The sequence below is a fragment of the Legionella steigerwaltii genome (assembly GCF_001468065.1).
Lineage (GTDB): Bacteria > Pseudomonadota > Gammaproteobacteria > Legionellales > Legionellaceae > Legionella > Legionella steigerwaltii.
The window spans coordinates 88,272-105,888 of record NZ_LNYZ01000013.1; the positions used below are offsets into that span (position 1 = coordinate 88,272).

The window sequence follows — 17,617 nt, forward strand, 5'->3', positions numbered from 1 at the left end:
TGATGCAGGCAAATTGGAGCTTAATTCTTAATGTCCTGTTGTTAGTAGGCGTTATTGTAGCAATTGGGCGCTTAATGAAAGCTCGAAGACAGAGCTTAAATCCAGAACGTTATCAGCCTAATCTGGGAACACCAGAAAAGAGTTCAGATAACACACAGAATTATAATGATGACATTATTGCTGTACGCAAAATTAATACTACGGATTTCCATGATGAAATGGAAGCGGATGAGGATGTGCAATTATTTAAAAATTCCACGACAAAAACCTCACAACCACGTTTGATGCCGCTGGATGATGAAGAACAAATCAAATTAAAGATAGAAATTGAGCCGAAACCAGCACCGAAAATGGAAGTGGAGTCCTCAATAAAAACGGATGCTTCAACTACCTTAATGATGTTTTTGCTGGCAAAGGAAAACAGACAATTTGCAGGATATGAGTTGTTACAAACTGTTTTGGCGGCTGGTTTACGTTTTGGCGAAGGGAGTTTATTTCATCGTCATCAATTTCCCAACGGCCAAGGTCCAGTTTTGTGCAGCTTAGCAGCTGCAACTGCTACGGGAGTTTTTGACTTGCAAAATATTGGTGCCTTTAGCGTGCGTGGTCTTTGTTTATACATGCACTCCTCAAAAAATCCGGGTATCGATATAGAGCGATTTGCTGTTATGTTGGAAACTGCACGACAATTAAGTGAAGGCCTAGATGCCCATTTGCTAGACGACCAGCGTAAGCCCTTGACGGAAGAACGCATTGCTCGCTATCACCGTCTTTTGCAAATTAATCAGTCCCATTTTGAGTTCGCTGCTGTATAAATCTGAATCTATATTTGTAGCACACGGTAGCCTGGGTGCAGCGCAGCGGAACCCGGGTTCCGCTGCGCTGCACCCAGGCTACCGTGTTTATAAGGGAGAAGAATTAGTTTCCTTTACTGCAATTACCCCCTTGAACTCTACGCTCAAGTGTTAGTACACTAGACTTTTAGCCAAGCCCTAATATTATGAACTTAAATACTGTTGCTGCATTACTTGCCCAACCATGTCAGATCAGTGCTGAACTTACCGGTATTTGTACTGATAGTCGTGAACTAAAACCAGGAAGCTTATTTATCGCCATACGGGGTGATCGCTTTGACGGACATGATTTTATCAAGGAAGCAGAATCACAAGGAGCAGTAGCCGCAGTGGTTAGTCATGCTGTAGAAGGTGTGCGCATACCGCAGTTTGTTGTTCCAGATCCAATACAAGCTTTGGCTAAAATAGCAGCTGCACACCGGCAGGATATACATTGCCCTGTTATTGCGCTGACTGGATCTAATGGGAAAACCACAACCAAAGAAATGATCGCTTCCATTTTACCTTCTCCCTCTCATGCGACTCGAGGGAACTTCAATAATCATATTGGTGCACCATTGAGTGTTTTACAACTGAATAACCAACATCGTTATGCAGTTTTTGAGTTAGGTGCAAATCATCCTGGTGAAATCGCACATACGGTTGCAATTGTTCATCCCGATGTAACATTAATTAATAACATTGCTCCTGCACACGTAGAGGGTTTCGGTTCTATAGATGGTGTTGCCCGTGCCAAAGGAGAAATACATCAAGGTTTGTCTCTTGCTGGCGTTGCGGTAGTGAATGACGATGATGCTTATGCTCATTTTTGGGATGAGCTATTGCTTGACAAAAAAGTACTCCGTTTTTCATTAGATCATGCAGCTGACATTTACGCGCAAGATGTGCAATTAGATGCCTCTGGTTGTGGACAGTTTTCTTTAATCATACCTAATGGACAAGCAGATATTCAATTAAAAGTTCCCGGCCTGCATAATGTTCGTAATGCCCTAGCTGCTGCAGCGTGTTGCCATGCAGTAGGTATTTCCATAAAAGAGATTCAACAGGGATTAAATCGATTTGGTGGGGTAAAAGGACGTTTGACTGTTCTTGAGGGAAAAAATAAATCTACTGTAATCGATGACACATATAATGCAAATTTACGCTCTGTTTTAGCTGCTTTAGAGGTATTAGCAGAGCATCCAGGGAAAAAAATTTTTGTTTTCGGGGACATGGGTGAGTTGGGTACTTGGGCTACTCAGCATCATCAGGAAGTTGGATTTGCAGCTCGTCGGTTGGGTATTAATCAGTTACTCAGCTGTGGTACCAACAGCAAATTAGCTGCTGAATCATTTGGTGCCGGTGGTGAGCATTTTATTACCCAGGAACAATTAATACAAAGTCTAGTAGAGCAGTTGTCACCAGATACAGTTGTTTTGGTAAAAGGGTCTCGCTCCAGTGCAATGGAAAAGATTGTACACCAATTGATATAGATTGAATGGAGTGTGTCTGACTTGTATGACAATAAGTAACTGAGTTATGAGCCTAGAATTTTTTTTTATATGATGCTGAATGGTATATAGGTTTATGGTATGCTTGGCCGCTTTTTTGGCCCATTATTCTGTTGGGCGTTATTTAACAAAAAACCATAGAGCCTGTTATCTTGGTCGCAAGGCCTTGCGATTCAGTCTAACGAATTGTAAATAGGCTTTAATTGGGGTTAACAAGAGGAACAATTATGCTCTACTGGCTAACGCAGCTATTCCAAGGACAGTATCATGCGTTAAGAGTTTTTCAATACCTAACTTTTAGATCTATTTTAGCTTCTTTGACTGCACTTATAGTCGGGTTAGTCTGTGGTCCTGTGATGATTCGTTGGTTACGTAGTTTGCAGATTGGTCAGATGGTAAGGGATGATGGTCCCCAAACACATTTGTCAAAAGCAGGAACCCCAACTATGGGAGGGGTCTTAATCTTGTTGGCTATTACTGTGAGCTGTTTGCTTTGGGGCGATTTGCAACAGTCCAGTTTATGGCTTGTTCTTTTGGTAACCTTAGCAAATGGAGTCGTAGGCTGGGTGGACGATTATCGTAAATTAGTATTAAAAAACAGCAAAGGCTTACCTGCACGTTGGAAATATTTTTGGCAATCAGTAATTGCCCTTATTGCAGTAATTTATTTATACATGCATGCGAGCTTACCTGTCCATACTCAGTTGACGGTACCCTTTTTTAAATCCTTAACTATAGGTTTAGGGATCTTCTTTCCTATTCTCGGTTATTTTGTAATTGTCGGTAGTTCCAATGCAGTGAATTTGACTGACGGCCTGGATGGTTTAGCGATTATGCCTATAGTCATGGTTGCTGGCGCCTTGGGGATTTTTGCTTATGCTTCCAGTAACTCCGTCTATGCGCCTTATTTAGGGATACCCTATGTTCCTAATACAGGGGAGTTAACGATTTTTTGCTCCTCGATTGTTGGCGCAGGGCTTGGTTTCCTTTGGTACAATAGTTATCCCGCACAGGTATTTATGGGGGATGTAGGTTCTTTAGCTTTAGGGGCTGCTTTAGGTATCGTTGCAGTAGTTATCCGAGAGGAATTGGTTTTATTAATGATGGGTGGCTTATTTGTTATTGAGACAATTTCTGTTATTTTACAGGTAGGTTATTTTAAGTACACTCATGGTAAGCGATTATTCCGAATGGCACCCTTACATCATCATTTTGAATTAAAAGGATGGTCAGAGCCTAAAATAATTGTCAGATTTTGGATTATCACGGTTGTTTTTGTGTTATGTGGATTAGCCACTTTGAAACTTCGATAAAAAGGATACACTCATGACTCATCCTTTGTATTTAGTTGCTGGTTTGGGTAAAACGGGAGTGTCGGTAGCACGATACTTACGTAGAAAAAATAAGCCCTTTATTGCTTTTGATACACGTGCCCAAGCTCCAAGTGTCGCTGAGTTTACTCAAGAATTTCCCGATGTTCCAGTTTATACACAACATATTCCTGACGAAATAATAGCCCAGCTGTCAGATATTATTGCAAGCCCCGGGTTGCCTTTAGATACTCCTTTTTTGAAAAAAGCCATGCAGATGGGGGTAACGGTATATGGTGATATAGAATGTTTGGCTCGAGAGATTCATGCCCCGGTAATTGCAATTACTGGAACTAATGGGAAATCAACAGTTACTACTTTAGTAGGGGAAATGGCGAAGGTTGCAGGATATAGAGTTGCTGTGGCCGGAAATATAGGAACACCCGTCCTCGATATCCTTCATGATGGGCATCAGTATGATTTGTGGGTCTTAGAATTATCTAGCTTTCAATTAGATTTAACTTATTCTTTAGCTCCAATTGCCGCGACTATTTTGAATGTAACTCCCGACCATTTAGACAGACACCATACTATGGAGGCTTATGCCCAAGCCAAACAACGAGTGTATCATCAAGCGCGCGTTGCACTATTTAATCGCGATGATCCCTATACTGTTCCAAATACCGAGGTTAATCATATTTCTTTTGGCGCTGACGCACCTGAAAAAAACAATTGGGGTTTGATCACTCAGGAAGATAAAATATATTTGGCAAAGGGTGATCTGTGTATTTTGCCTGTTGAGTCTATATTGATCAAAGGAGTTCATAATTGGCTTAATGCGCTTGCAGCTTCTGCTTTGGCCGATGTGGCAGGTATTTCACATCAACACATCAGGAACGTTTTGACTTCATTTACGGGGTTACCTCATCGTTGCCAATGGGTGCGAACTCTTGATGGCGTTGATTGGATTAACGATTCAAAAGGGACGAATATTGGTGCAACCATATCTGCAATTAATGGAATAGGAGGTTCTATGCAGGGAAAAATTGTACTTATTGCAGGTGGGCAAGGAAAGGGTGCCGATTTTAGTGAGTTGGCTCAACCTATTGCTGCTTATGTAAGATCCATCATTTTAATTGGTGAAGACGCAGATAAAATGGAGGTTGCTTTAGCTAATGTAGTTCCAATCTCACGTGCTTCTTCATTGGATAATGCTGTAGCGGTAGCCAAATCGCAGGCAATACCAGGCGATGTTGTTTTATTGTCTCCAGCATGCGCTAGTTTAGATATGTTCCGTGATTTTAATCATCGCGGCGAATCGTTTGCTTTATTAGTGAATGGATTGTAACCGATGCGGCCTAGACATGTAAATCAAAGGGGAAAACCTGTTAGCAGGCCTATTTCACTTTATGATAAATGGCTAATTAGTGTAGTTATTGGTTTGCTGATCATTGGGCTGATGATGGTCGCTTCAAGTTCAGTCATGATCTCTACTAAATATTTCCATCAACCATTTCATTTTTTAATTCGTCAGGCATGCTATTTATTTGCAGGTTTAATGATTGCCCTCATCGTGATCCGGACGGATAGCAGTTTTTGGGAACGTATCAGCATGCCAATGCTGTTAATTTGTTTGTTGCTTTTGCTTATTGTACTAATTCCTGGGATAGGTCGTACAGTCAATGGCAGCCGACGATGGTTAGCTTTAGGACCAATAGGTATCCAAGTATCTGAACTCGCAAAACTTACTATGATTTTTTATCTTTCGGGGTATTTAGTACGTCAACAAAAAGCAGTCAGTAACAGTATTTTGGGTTTTATTAAGCCCATGGTGATTTTGGGAGTTGTTTCCTTTTTGTTATTACTTGAGCCTGATTTTGGTGCTACGGTGGTCATTTCAGGCACGGTTATGGCCATGTTATTTTTAGCTGGTGTAAAATTACGCTATTATATAGGCTTAATGTTTGTCGTTATGGCAGCACTGGCCTTTTTAGCGGTTTCATCTCCTTATCGAGTGGCTCGTTTAACTGCGTTTTTAGATCCTTGGGCAGATCAGTATAATAGTGGTTATCAGTTGACTCAGTCCTTGATAGCATTTGGTCGAGGAGGGTGGTTTGGCGCTGGTTTGGGGGAAAGTATTCAGAAATTATTGTATTTACCAGAAGCACATACCGACTTTTTATTTGCTGTTTTAGCTGAAGAATTGGGTTTAATCGGTATTTTAATGGTCATGATCTTATACACTATATTAGTAATTAGAGGGATGACTATTGCATACAATGCCTATGTACAAGAGAGATTGTTTGCTTCATATACTGCTTATGGTTTAACTTTTTGGTTAGGGCTACAAGCCGCTATTAATATGGGAGTTAACTCGGGTTTACTACCCACAAAAGGACTAACTTTACCATTAATGAGCTATGGCGGTGCAAGTATGGTTATCAATTGTGTTGTAATTGCGTTATTATTGCGCATCGATCATGAAAATCGTTGGCAAGCTCTGGGATTAGGGCCTGTCGCGAAATGAACCTTACAGCTAGCGCTCAGATTGGTATAGGGTTGTTGCGTTCTGATTGAATAAAAGCGTAGGTGTACTCTAGGTACATTGAGCATTTTGCGATTGAAGAACGCAGCAAGATCATGGCAAGATGGGATCCTAGCTGTAAGGTTCATTTCGTGACAGGTCCACAGGGGCATTGTCAGCATAAGGGGGAGTTTGTGGCTAATTCGGGACAATTTATAGCTTCAAGGATGGGCTGTGTAGAACAAATACATTTCGTTGGAATTGGTGGGGTTGGTATGTGTGGTATCGCTGAGGTATTACATTACCAAGGGTATCGTATTACTGGTTCCGATTTGGGTGAAGGCAGTACGGTACAAAGGTTAAAATCATTAGGCATTCCCGTTTATATGGGACATAAAGCCGAACATATAAAAGGCGCTGATGTTGTAGTTCGTTCTTCTGCTGTAGGCATGGGGAATCCTGAAATTGTGGCTGCTCGTGAACAAATGATTCCAGTAATCCCACGAGCTGCGATGCTTGCTGAACTCATGCGCTTTCGTCATGGTATTGCCGTAGCCGGTACCCACGGTAAAACGACAACAACAAGTCTTGTAAGTAGTCTCTTGGCTGAAGGTGGCCTGGATCCTAGTTTCGTGATCGGCGGAAAATTAAATAGTCTGGGAGTCAATGCTCAACTTGGTCAATCCCCATATTTTGTTGTTGAAGCCGATGAAAGTGATGCGTCGTTTTTATTCTTAAAACCGATGATGGCAATAGTGACAAATATTGATGCAGATCATATGGATAACTATGAGAATGATTTCGATAAATTAAGAACAACTTTTCTTGAGTTTTTACATCATTTGCCTTTTTATGGTTTAGCAGTGGTATGTATCGATGACCCAGAAGTGCGTAAAATCCTTCCAGCTATTGAACGACCTACTTTGACTTACGGGTTTGCTGAAGAAGCACATTACCGTGCGATTAATTGGACGCAAAATGAACTGCTTAGTGAGTTTACTGTGGTACGTCCTGTACCTTATACCGCTTTAAAAATTCAATTTCAGTATCCAGGCCGTCACAATGTATTAAATGCTTTGGCTGCCATTGCAATTGCAACACAATTAGGTGTTGATGATGCTTCTATTGTACGTGCTTTGGCAAAGTTCCAAGGTGTTGGTCGTCGTTTTCAAATGTTAGGTGAGAAGAGATTTGAGAATGGTTCGGCTCTTATTGTTGACGATTATGGTCACCATCCTCAAGAAATTCTATCAACTATAGATGCATTTCGACATGTTTGGCCAAACAAACGGCTCGTCCATGTATTTCAACCCCATCGTTATACAAGAACTCAATCATTACAGGATCAGTTTGTAGATGTGTTAAGTCTTGCTGATGAATTGTTCTTATTTGACATTTACTCAGCAGGTGAACCTGAAATTCCTGGGATAACCAGTGAGAGTTTGGCACAGAAAATTAGGAATAAAGATAAAAAAGTAACTCTTGTGAATGAGCAATCGCTTAAAACAAAGCTAAATCAGTTAATTAAAGATGGTGATGTGATTTTGATGCAGGGTGCTGGAAGTATTGGCCAAATTGCTGTGAACTTGATGAAAGAATTGTGAGAGCAACATGAGTCCAACTGAGAATGTTTGCAACCTTAATGGTGAGTATCCGGGCACTTTGCTTTATAATGAGCCTTCGGTTGAATATACTACCTGGCGTGTTGGAGGTGCGATGGTTTCTCAGAAGCATGCAAATTTTATTATCAATCATCGAGGTTCAGCAACCGCAACTGATATTAAAGCATTGATTCATTTGGTACAAACTAAAGTTCGTGAGCAGACAACAATTGAGTTGATGCGCGAAGTTCATATAATCGGAGACCGCTAATGTCCAAGCTTCTCAACCTGGTTCTTCTTTATGGTGGAAAATCTGGAGAACATGAAATCTCTTTGATTTCAGCTGCATCTGTTCTTGCGCATTTAGATGCTGGAAAATATAACATTATCCCTATAGCAATGGATAAAGATGGCTTATTTTATCTGCATCAATATCAGGATTTACTTGCCTATAAAGAAAAACTTCCAGTGGTTACAGAACATGCAAAACCGTTAGCTGGTTTATTTATTAATGGACGTTTCTCTGTTGATGCAGATGTAGTTTTTCCTGTAGTACATGGCCCATTATATGAAGATGGTTGCTTGCAAGGGATGCTTGAATTATCAGGTGTGGCCTATGTTGGTTGTGATGTACTTTCTTCATCCATTGGAATGGATAAAGATATGGCAAGACGTATAGTCTGTGTCAATGGGTTAAAGTCAGCAAATTATAAGCTTTTGTCTTGGCACAGTTCAGCATCTGAAAGACAACACTTTTGTCAGCGGGTTGCAGAAGAGTTTGGATGGCCTTTATTTGTTAAACCGTGTGCAATGGGTTCCAGTGTAGGTATCCATAAAGCAAAAGATATGGCTGAATTGTTAGTCGCTGTAGATGATGCCTTACGCTATGATGAAGAGATTTTAGTTGAATCATTTGTTTCTGGACGAGAGATTGAACTCTCAGTTCTTGAGAGCACTGTCCCATCGGGTGAACCAAGAGTTAGTATTGCCGGGGAAATAAGGGTTAATCATCCAGACGGTTTTTATTCTTATTCTGCGAAATATTTGGAGAGTGGGCAAACAGATCTGATTATACCTGCTCCGTTGAGTCAAAGCTTATATGAGCAATTAAAAAAGGCAGCTGCAGATATTTTTATCCGATTAAAATGTAAGGGTATGGCCCGTGTAGACTTTTTTGTGAATGACAAGACCGAAACCATTTATTTTAACGAGGTAAACACCTTGCCTGGTTTTACTTCAATTAGCATGTATCCAAAATTATGGCAGGCGAGTGGTCTATCATATCCTGAATTATTGGATGAATTGATTCGTATAGCTATGGTACATCAGCATTGTCGCCAGCATTTAGTAACCAACTATTTGTGAAAGCCATGAATAAAAATAGGGATGTTGACTCTGGAAATTTGCGCTATATCTGTTGGTTATTGGTATTAAGTTTTAGTGCCATATTCTTGGCTTGTAGACTCGGTTATTACTATGTATCCGATGCGCAACGGTTTCCAATTACTACAATCAAAGTTGCTGCAAATTACGAGCACGTAACTCATAAGGAGCTGGAAGGGGTATTAGCAAAATATTTAAGTGATAGCTTCTTTACTTTATCAGTAAGCAGCTTACAGAATGAGTTAAATGAAATGAACTGGATTGATACGGCAACTGTGGAGCGTGTTTGGCCAGATACATTGAAAATAAGACTTGTTGAAAAAAAACCAGTCGCAATTTGGGATAATTCATTAATGACTGAAGACGGCAGATTATTTAATGAGGGTGCTGTTCCAGAGGGTTTAAACTTACCCCGATTAAAAGGGCCATTATCTCAACAAGCAGAAGTCTTACAAGTTTACGAAAAATTGAGTAAGATATTATCAATGTACGGCTTAAACGCTATTGGACTGCATTTACGAGAAAATCAATCCTGGGTATTGCTTTTAGGTAATGATATAAAAATATATTTAGGAAAGAAAGAGTTAGAAGAACGATTGCTGCGTTTTTGTAAAGCATATCCTGCAGTGTTTGCCGAAAAAATTGAGCAATTGTCTAGCGTGGACCTGCGTTATCCACGTGGTATGGCAGTGCAGTGGAAACAACAAACGGAACGATAATGGCAAAAAAAATAGAAAAAGATATTATCACTGGCTTGGATATTGGAACTTCGAAAGTAATCGCATTAATTGGAGAGGTGACATCGGATGGCTCAATAGAAATCATCGGCATAGGTCGACATCCTTCTCGTGGCCTAAAACGTGGTGTTGTGGTTGATATAGAGGCTACGGTAAACTCCATCCAACGCGCTGTTCAAGAAGCGGAGCTTATGGCAGGATGCGAGGTGAGGACTGTTTTTGCTGGTATTGCCGGTAGCCATATTCGTAGCTTAAATTCACACGGAATTGTTGCTATTCGCGATAAAGAAGTATCTCAGGCGGATGTAGAACGGGTGATCGACGCAGCTAAAGCCGTAGCAATACCTGCAGATCAAAAAATTCTACATGTTTTACCTCAAGAATTTATTATAGATCACCAAGGCAGCATTCGCGAACCTATAGGTATGGCAGGAGTACGTCTTGAATCTCGTGTACATATTGTTACTGGCTCAGTAAGTGCTGCACAAAATATTGTGAAATGTGTGCGTCGTTGTGGTTTAGAAGTAAATGATATTATTCTTGAACAATTGGCTTCAAGCCATGCTGTACTAACTGACGATGAAAAAGATCTTGGTGTTTGCCTAATTGATATTGGTGGAGGAACCACAGATATTGCAATATTTTGCGAAGGAGCGATCCGACATACAGCGGTCATTCCTATCGCTGGTGATCAAGTGACCAACGATATCGCTATGGCGCTACGTACACCTACAAAAGCAGCAGAATCAATTAAACTGAATCATGCATGTGCATTAACTGAGTTAGCGAACTCAGATCATATGTTAGAAGTTACCAGTGTAAACGACAGGCCAGGAAGAAAAATATCAGCTAAAGCTTTATCCGATGTAGTTTCGGCGCGTTATGAGGAATTATTTACTTTAGTACGTAATGAATTGCGACGTAGCGGTTTTGAAGACAGAATGGCTGCTGGTATTGTTTTAACTGGTGGTGCTGCCAATGTTAGGGGTGGTATTGAACTTGCGGAGCTTTGTTTTGAAATGCCAGTGAGAAAAGGTTGCGCTCATTATGTTTCTGGATTGGCTGAGGCTACTGAAAATCCTTCATTTGCTACAGGCGTAGGTTTGTTGTTACAAGGTTACCAACAACAATATGAATCAAACTACAATGTACCTAAAATGAATGATAACACCCAAAGTTTGTGGGCACGTATGAGAGAATGGTTCCAGGGGAATTTTTAGGTTACAAATAACATTTAAAACGAAAATTGGTAATTGATTCCATTAAGAGTTGCATTGCCGGATTTTTTGTTAAAAAGAATAAACATGTGAGGGGAGCAGGTTATGTTTGAATTAATGGAAGGCCAACAGCATAGTAATAATGCAGTGATTAAGGTAGTTGGTGTTGGCGGCGGTGGCGGTAATGCTGTTGAGCATATGGTTGCAGAAAATATTGATGGAGTTGAGTTTATTTGTGCTAATACCGATGCTCAGGCATTGAGAGGCTCAAATGCAAAAATACACATTCAATTGGGTGATGAGCTGACTAAAGGTTTAGGTGCAGGGGCAAACCCACAAATAGGTCGCGAAGCGGCAGAAGAAGATAGAGATCATATTCGAGAAATCTTAAGTGGCGCAGATATGGTATTCATTACTGCAGGAATGGGTGGTGGAACTGGAACTGGTGCTGCACCTGTTTTTGCGGAAATTGCCAAAGAATTAGGTATTCTAACCGTAGCTGTTGTTACAAAACCATTCTCATTTGAAGGCAAACAAAGAGCATTGGCAGCTGAAGAAGGAATTCGTCGTTTAGCTGAACATGTTGATTCATTAATCACTATTCCTAACAATAAATTACTAAGTGTATTAGGTAAGAACATTAGTCTTCTGAATGCGTTCAAAGCAGCAAATAATGTGTTACTTGGCGCAGTAAAAGGTATTTCTGATTTAATTACCCGTCCAGGTTTGATTAACGTAGATTTTGCGGACGTCCGCACAGTGATGTCCGAAATGGGCATGGCTATGATGGGTACAGGAAGCGCTGTAGGTGAACAAAGAGCGCGCCAAGCTGCCGAAGCGGCGATTGCTTCTCCTTTATTGGAAGATGTGAATTTTTCAGGTGCCCGTGGAATCCTCGTCAATATTACTGCTGGCCTTGATATGTCAATTGGTGAGTTTGAGGAAGTTGGCGATGTAGTCAAGGAGTTTATTTCTGATGATGCAACCGTAGTAGTCGGAACAGTAATCGATCCTGAAATGACGGATGAAATGCGCGTCACAGTGATTGTGACTGGTTTAGGGGATGCAAGACAGCGTCATCAGCAAATGCAACCACAATCTCATCGCGCCCGTTTGTTAGAAACAACTCGTAGTGATGGTTCTTTGGACTATCAGCAATTAGATAGACCAGCTCTTGTACGCAAACAAGCTCAATCAAGTATGTCTTCTGCTGTAAAACAAAGTGGTGATAGTATTCCAGATGTGGACTATCTGGATATTCCTGCATTTTTGCGCCGGCAAGAAGAGGCATAAGTAATTTGACCCTTCATCTGCTTTATTGTCGATGAAGGGAAATTTAAGCTTTAGGCACAAAAATAATTAGACTAAATATTAAAATGTTGCTACGATCACAAAGTTTTGCGTGCAGGATAAAAATTTAAAAAAATGATATATGAGGAACAAGGTGAGCACTGAATGACAAATCAAAGAACTCCTAAAAAGGTGATCCAGGCAACTGGTGTAGGATTGCATTCCGGTGAAAAAGTGCTTCTAACCTTGAGACCAGCTCCTGTAAATACAGGTATAGTTTTTAGAAGAGTAGACCTATCACCTGTAGTAGAAATACTAGCTTCCTATGAGAATGTTGGTGATACGATGTTATGTACTACCTTACATCATGGACCTGTTAAGATCGCAACTGTAGAACATTTACTCTCTGCTTTGGCAGGTTTGGGTATCGATAATGCCTATATTGATGTAAACGCTCCTGAGTTGCCTATTATGGATGGTAGCGCCGCTCCTTTTGTTTTCCTGATTCAATCAGCAGGGATACGCGAGCAAAATGCACCTAAAAAGTACATACGTATTCTTAAGCCCATTCGCGTGGAAGACAATGGGAAATTTGTCCAATTTTATCCATACAATGGATATAAAATTTCCTTTACGATTGATTTTGATCATCCGGCTTTTAACGATAAACCACAAACAGTAAGTTTTGACTTTTCTACAACGTCTTATGTGAAGGAGGTATGCCGAGCACGTACATTTGGATTCCTTTCCGATTATGAGAAATTAAGAGAATGTGATTTGGCTAAAGGCGGAAGTTTAGATAACGCCATTGTTGTTGATGATTATCGTGTTCTCAATGATGATGGACTTCGCTTTGAATCAGAGTTTGTTTCTCATAAGGTATTGGATGCAATCGGTGATCTGTATCTATTAGGTTCTAGTTTGATTGGTGCATTCGAAGGTTACAAATCAGGCCATGAATTAAATAACAGATTATTACGTGAATTAATGGCAAGACAAGACGCGTGGGAATATACTTATTTTGATACTGAAGAATATCTTCCTAAAATGCAAACTGAATTTTATCCAGTTGAAGCATAAGAATGTTGCTTGGTAAAGACTTAATCGCGGAACCCAGGAAAACAGTAAGCGCTTAGCCCCTATGCGGTAACGGCTGTATTTGGCACATCTTGCAAGAAACTGATGTATGCTGTGTTTTTTAGAAAAATATCCCCATAACCTGTTCTAAAATCCAATCGATTGAGTAAATATTAACATAGAACTTGACAATTACGGAAAAAAGCTACACATGGGTACATAGTTATATGCATGAACGTACCTATTCCTAGTTATGATTTTGCCTCCATCTGTGCTACATTTTATTCAGATTCTTAGTGAATTAACGATAAATGTTAGTAAAGGAGCATTGTGGCATGAAACTTAATGTAGGTCTTTTTACTTTTGCTTTGTTATGCAGTGCATCAATATATTCTGCAACTACTGAACCACAAAAAACTCCAGCTGAACAAGCACTTCATATGAATTGGTTGGATACCAATATTTCACCGGCTAAAGATTTTTATTCTTATGCTGATGGTAGTTGGCAAAAAAATAATCCAATTCCGCCTGATTATTCAAGCTGGGGAAGCTTTAATATGATTAACGAGAAAGTCCAAGATATTATTCATCAAATGTTAATCAAAGCCTCAGAAAATACCAATGCCAAGCCAGGTAGTATAGAACAAAAAGTTGGTGATTTTTATTATAGTGGTATGGATGAAAACAGTATTAACCAACTCGGTATTAAACCCCTACAATCTGAATTTGATCGCATTAATCATTTAAAAAATCTAATCGATCTGCAAAGTGAAATAGCACACTTACATCAAATCGGTGTCGATGTATTTTTTAATTTTGGGAGTATGCAAGATTTTAAAAACAGTAAAGAGATGATCGGTGCGGCCACACAAGGCGGTCTAGGTTTGCCTGATCGTGATTATTATTTAAAAGAAGATGCTAAATTCAAACAAATTCGCGAGGCTTATGTCAACCATATTGCCAAGATGTTTGAATTATTGGGTGATGCTCCAGATAAAGCCGCAATGGAAGCCAATACAGTGATGAAATTAGAAACGCAAATGGCAAAGGTTTCTATGTCTCAGGTAGAACAACGTGATCCCCATGCGGTTTACCATATTATGGATAGAGCGAAACTAACCCAAATAACTCCCGATTTTTCCTGGCCTGCTTATTTTTCAGCAGTAGGGCAAGCCCGGATTAAAAGTATTAACTTAGCAATGCCTGATTTTTTTAAGGATATGAATAAACAATTAAAAACAGTGTCCCTGGAAGATTGGAAAACTTATCTGCGTTGGCATTTAATTGATGCTTTTGCTTCCTACTTATCAAAACCTTTTGTCGATCAGAATTTCAAAATGGTTGCTGTTCTGACCGGAGCCGAGAAAATATTACCTCGATGGAAAAGAGTAGTTAGTACAGAAAATAGTGCATTAGGTTTTGCTATAGGTAAAATGTATGTAGCGCGCTATTTTTCTCCAGAAGATAAGAAACAAGCATTGGATATCCTCAAAAATATTCGCACCGTTTTACGTGAAGACATCAGTACCCTATCATGGATGACCCCCGCTACACGCAAAGCTGCATTAAAAAAACTTGATATGATGGAGGAACGCGTTGGTTATCCTTCCAAGTGGTGGGACTATTCCAAATTGAAAGTGGATAGAGGTCCATATGTATTGAATGTAATTAGAGCCAATGAGTTTTTAACTCAGCGTGATCTGAATAAAATCGGTAAACCTATAGATAGAACTGAATGGGGAATGACGCCACAGACTATCAATGCATATTATGATCCCTCAATGAATAATTTAAATATTCCCGCAGGAATTCTCCAATCGCCATTTTTTGATCCTAATGCGCCTGCAGCAATGAATTATGGGGCAATTGGTTTTGTAATGGGACATGAAATGACTCATGGATTTGATGATCAAGGGGCGCAATTTGATGGACATGGTAATTTAAAGAATTGGTGGACTCCAAGCGATCTCGAGAAATTCAATAATGCAACCCAATGCATTGTAAACCAATTTTCACAATATGTTGTGGATGATAATTTGCATGTGCAAGGAAAACTGGTCGTAGGAGAGGCTACTGCTGATTTAGGAGGTATTACACTTGCCTATAGAGCATTTAAACATTCGAAGGCATATAAAAATGCGCCTACCATTAATGGTTTGACACCAGACCAACAATTTTTCATAGCAACAGCACACGTATGGGCTATGAATATGAGACCCCAACAACTACGTAATCAAGTAACTACGGATCCTCATCCACCAGCTCGATATAGAGTAAATGGAAGTCTGGCGAATATACCTCAATTTCAGGAAGCTTTTCATATTCAAAATGACAGTCCAATGGTGAATAAAAAACGCTGTGTGATTTGGTAATTTCTCACTCATCCTGAATATTCAGGATGAGTTTTGATAATTAAATTGCTTCCATTATGAACATTGGTTAGACTGTCTGCACCGTTTATTTATAATTAATTGTGGGGATGATGATGACTCAAGAAGAAATGATCTGTCGTATTGTGCGTTATGTAACACAAAAAACAAATACTAAAAAAGCGTGTTGCGGATGAGCAACATTGATTTATCTACTCTGCTTGATTACAAAAATCAGGTGGTAGTAGATTATTTTTGCCATCATCATCCTGAGTTTTCTGAGCAAGAAGTTAAAGTCTTATTTGCAGATTTAATCGCATGGATGTGGTTAAATGTACAAAGAGCAAAACAAGGTAAGAAGACCTATCTTTTTGGGCCCTTACTCATTCTTGATGAACTGTGGCATGCCTTTATTCTCCATACACGAGATTATGTTGATTTTTCCATGCGTTATTTTAAAACTTATTTTCACCATGATGTTGAGCCTGTTGGTCAAGAGCACATGATGGAAGAAGAAGAATTAACTGATTATTTGCACGATTGTTTTGTTTATCTTGGTTCAGGGTGGGTGACTCGCTGTTTTGCAACAGCGCTAAGTGAAACAAATCGTTAAATTTTTTTATTTTAATTGTAGCCTGGGTGCAGCGAAGCGAAACCCGGGTTTAGATAGTTAAATTTTTCCCAGGCTCCGCTTCGCAGCACCCAGGCTACAATGGCTACAATATTTAGATTTATATTGAATTAATCATCCCCATCTGCTAAATGCAATAATGCTTTTTGTAACGGTTCATAATTACATTGTTGACTTTCGCTAATGATAATTTCTTTAGCTTTTTCTGATAATACATGTTTTGAAGTGGATGTGGATTTTTCATAGTGAACCATTGATTCAATAACAGCTACTTTAATTGAAGACAGTTGATACATTCCTCCTTCTTTGCGTAATTTATCCCGCAACTCAGGAACAGCATAACGTAATTGTGATGCCCAGACAGCATCGGTAGTTGTTAATAGCAAACAGCCTTTATTAAAACTTCCTACATAACATGCATTTGCTAAAGCTTCAGGAAGCATTTGCCTCACTTTATCTGAAAGTTCTTCTAACTGAACAGAGCGTTGGCATATGTCGGCAAGTTGTTTATTTAGGCAATGGCTGATAGAACGCATTTTCTACTTAAATGAAAAATATTTAGTAAAGTTAGTATATACTTCGTGCAAAGTATAGAATAGTAAATATGAGTTAAATACAATATTATAATTTTTTTAGTAGACAATTCAGAATTATAGGTGAATCAATGTTTGACAAGCCATACGATAAAAACGTTATTTTTTTTGCCCGAATGCATTGGATAATATTTTTTTACCCAGTTCTATGTTTATGTGCTGCTTTGGCAATTGTTAACTATGTAGAGGTAGATTTTCTACGCAAGGTTGGATATGGTCTTGCTGCTTTAGCTTTGATATGGATTGGTATGACCTGGATGACCTATTATTTTTCTTCCATCACAATCAAGAGAAATCAAGTTATTATTCGCACTGGGGTTATTGTGAGACAAACGATTGATATCCCATTAAGTAAGATTGAAGCAATAGACATCCGTCAATCGATCTTGGGCAGCATTCTGAGTTATGGGATGGTCTGTATTACAGGTACTGGTGGTACGCGTCGCATCATTAATTTTTTACACAACCCTTTGACGTGCAGACGTTATATTGAACAACTATTAGGTGAAATGCATCGAAATGATTAGCCTTGCCTAGAGAT

General features: G+C 39.5%; 15 protein-coding genes and 1 pseudogene. 15 read left to right on the plus strand and 1 reads right to left on the minus strand.

The genetic code is table 11. From position 1 onward, the window contains the following. Nucleotides 1–2: 2 nt before the first annotated feature. From Lstg_RS08235 to Lstg_RS08300, 14 genes and pseudogenes are all read left to right on the plus strand, one after another. Nucleotides 3–815: a cell division protein ZipA C-terminal FtsZ-binding domain-containing protein gene (locus Lstg_RS08235; protein ID WP_058477191.1), complete on the plus strand. Its 813-nt coding sequence runs from the start codon at nucleotides 3–5 to the stop codon at nucleotides 813–815. Nucleotides 816–1,000: 185 nt separating this feature from the next. Beyond that, entirely contained in the window at nucleotides 1,001–2,326 is a 1,326-nt protein-coding gene (locus Lstg_RS08240) for a UDP-N-acetylmuramoyl-tripeptide--D-alanyl-D-alanine ligase (protein ID WP_058477192.1), read from the plus strand. Between the two features lie 245 nt (nucleotides 2,327–2,571). Next, nucleotides 2,572–3,657 carry a phospho-N-acetylmuramoyl-pentapeptide-transferase gene (gene mraY, locus Lstg_RS08245; RefSeq protein WP_058477193.1) on the plus strand — a complete coding sequence of 362 codons (1,086 nt, stop codon included), beginning with the start codon at nucleotides 2,572–2,574 and terminating at the stop codon, nucleotides 3,655–3,657. 13 nt (nucleotides 3,658–3,670) lie between these two features. Further along, entirely contained in the window at nucleotides 3,671–5,002 is a 1,332-nt protein-coding gene (gene murD, locus Lstg_RS08250; protein WP_058477194.1) for a UDP-N-acetylmuramoyl-L-alanine--D-glutamate ligase, read from the plus strand. Between the two features lie 3 nt (nucleotides 5,003–5,005). Then, entirely contained in the window at nucleotides 5,006–6,181 is a 1,176-nt protein-coding gene (gene ftsW, locus Lstg_RS08255; RefSeq protein ID WP_058477195.1) for a putative lipid II flippase FtsW, read from the plus strand. Between the two features lie 191 nt (nucleotides 6,182–6,372). Further along, nucleotides 6,373–7,782, plus strand: coding sequence for a UDP-N-acetylmuramate--L-alanine ligase (gene murC / locus Lstg_RS08260; RefSeq protein WP_058477196.1), 1,410 nt, complete (start codon nucleotides 6,373–6,375; stop codon nucleotides 7,780–7,782). A gap of 100 nt (nucleotides 7,783–7,882) precedes the next feature. Further along, nucleotides 7,883–8,050 (plus strand): annotated as a pseudogene (locus tag Lstg_RS08265) (UDP-N-acetylmuramate dehydrogenase); the annotation flags it as partial. Beyond that, nucleotides 8,050–9,144, plus strand: coding sequence for a D-alanine--D-alanine ligase family protein (locus Lstg_RS08270; protein WP_058477198.1), 1,095 nt, complete (start codon nucleotides 8,050–8,052; stop codon nucleotides 9,142–9,144). The pseudogene Lstg_RS08265 and the gene Lstg_RS08270, both read left to right, overlap by 1 nt. A gap of 5 nt (nucleotides 9,145–9,149) precedes the next feature. Then, a complete protein-coding gene (locus Lstg_RS08275; RefSeq protein ID WP_058477199.1) occupies nucleotides 9,150–9,881 on the plus strand; it encodes a cell division protein FtsQ/DivIB in 732 nt (243 codons plus the stop codon). After that, nucleotides 9,881–11,119 carry a cell division protein FtsA gene (ftsA, locus tag Lstg_RS08280; RefSeq protein WP_058477200.1) on the plus strand — a complete coding sequence of 413 codons (1,239 nt, stop codon included), beginning with the start codon at nucleotides 9,881–9,883 and terminating at the stop codon, nucleotides 11,117–11,119. Before Lstg_RS08275 ends, ftsA begins: the two co-directional genes overlap by 1 nt. 102 nt (nucleotides 11,120–11,221) lie before the next feature. After that, a complete protein-coding gene (gene ftsZ / locus Lstg_RS08285) occupies nucleotides 11,222–12,409 on the plus strand; it encodes a cell division protein FtsZ (protein WP_058477201.1) in 1,188 nt (395 codons plus the stop codon). A gap of 162 nt (nucleotides 12,410–12,571) precedes the next feature. Further along, nucleotides 12,572–13,486 (plus strand): UDP-3-O-acyl-N-acetylglucosamine deacetylase, encoded by a 915-nt coding sequence (gene lpxC, locus Lstg_RS08290; RefSeq protein ID WP_058477202.1) that lies wholly within the window; start codon nucleotides 12,572–12,574, stop codon nucleotides 13,484–13,486. A 332-nt stretch (nucleotides 13,487–13,818) separates the two neighbouring features. Beyond that, nucleotides 13,819–15,855: a M13 family metallopeptidase gene (locus Lstg_RS08295; protein ID WP_058477203.1), complete on the plus strand. Its 2,037-nt coding sequence runs from the start codon at nucleotides 13,819–13,821 to the stop codon at nucleotides 15,853–15,855. A gap of 190 nt (nucleotides 15,856–16,045) precedes the next feature. Beyond that, nucleotides 16,046–16,465: a glycine-rich domain-containing protein gene (locus tag Lstg_RS08300; RefSeq protein ID WP_058477204.1), complete on the plus strand. Its 420-nt coding sequence runs from the start codon at nucleotides 16,046–16,048 to the stop codon at nucleotides 16,463–16,465. A gap of 128 nt (nucleotides 16,466–16,593) precedes the next feature. Here Lstg_RS08300 and Lstg_RS08305 read toward each other — a convergent pair whose 3' ends face one another. Continuing rightward, entirely contained in the window at nucleotides 16,594–17,019 is a 426-nt protein-coding gene (locus Lstg_RS08305) for a DciA family protein (protein ID WP_058477205.1), read from the minus strand. 128 nt (nucleotides 17,020–17,147) lie between these two features. Between Lstg_RS08305 and Lstg_RS08310 the strand changes: the two genes are divergently transcribed. Then, nucleotides 17,148–17,603, plus strand: a complete 456-nt coding sequence (locus Lstg_RS08310) for a PH domain-containing protein (protein ID WP_058477206.1) — start codon at nucleotides 17,148–17,150, stop codon at nucleotides 17,601–17,603. The last annotated feature ends 14 nt before the right edge of the window (nucleotides 17,604–17,617 follow it).

Bases quoted from the DNA above. Each gene is read 5' to 3' on its own strand.
- ftsZ (WP_058477201.1), top strand. From the start codon at position 11,222: ATGTTTGAATTAATGGAAGGCCAACAGCATAGTAATAATGCAGTGATT.
- Lstg_RS08310 (WP_058477206.1), top strand. From the start codon at position 17,148: ATGTTTGACAAGCCATACGATAAAAACGTTATTTTTTTTGCCCGAATG.
- Lstg_RS08305 (WP_058477205.1), bottom strand. From the start codon at position 17,019: ATGCGTTCTATCAGCCATTGCCTAAATAAACAACTTGCCGACATATGC.
- ftsA (WP_058477200.1), top strand. From the start codon at position 9,881: ATGGCAAAAAAAATAGAAAAAGATATTATCACTGGCTTGGATATTGGA.
- Lstg_RS08300 (WP_058477204.1), top strand. From the start codon at position 16,046: ATGAGCAACATTGATTTATCTACTCTGCTTGATTACAAAAATCAGGTG.
- Lstg_RS08235 (WP_058477191.1), top strand. From the start codon at position 3: ATGCAGGCAAATTGGAGCTTAATTCTTAATGTCCTGTTGTTAGTAGGC.
- lpxC (WP_058477202.1), top strand. From the start codon at position 12,572: ATGACAAATCAAAGAACTCCTAAAAAGGTGATCCAGGCAACTGGTGTA.
- Lstg_RS08275 (WP_058477199.1), top strand. From the start codon at position 9,150: ATGAATAAAAATAGGGATGTTGACTCTGGAAATTTGCGCTATATCTGT.
- ftsW (WP_058477195.1), top strand. From the start codon at position 5,006: ATGCGGCCTAGACATGTAAATCAAAGGGGAAAACCTGTTAGCAGGCCT.
- mraY (WP_058477193.1), top strand. From the start codon at position 2,572: ATGCTCTACTGGCTAACGCAGCTATTCCAAGGACAGTATCATGCGTTA.
- Lstg_RS08240 (WP_058477192.1), top strand. From the start codon at position 1,001: ATGAACTTAAATACTGTTGCTGCATTACTTGCCCAACCATGTCAGATC.
- Lstg_RS08295 (WP_058477203.1), top strand. From the start codon at position 13,819: ATGAAACTTAATGTAGGTCTTTTTACTTTTGCTTTGTTATGCAGTGCA.
- murD (WP_058477194.1), top strand. From the start codon at position 3,671: ATGACTCATCCTTTGTATTTAGTTGCTGGTTTGGGTAAAACGGGAGTG.
- Lstg_RS08270 (WP_058477198.1), top strand. From the start codon at position 8,050: ATGTCCAAGCTTCTCAACCTGGTTCTTCTTTATGGTGGAAAATCTGGA.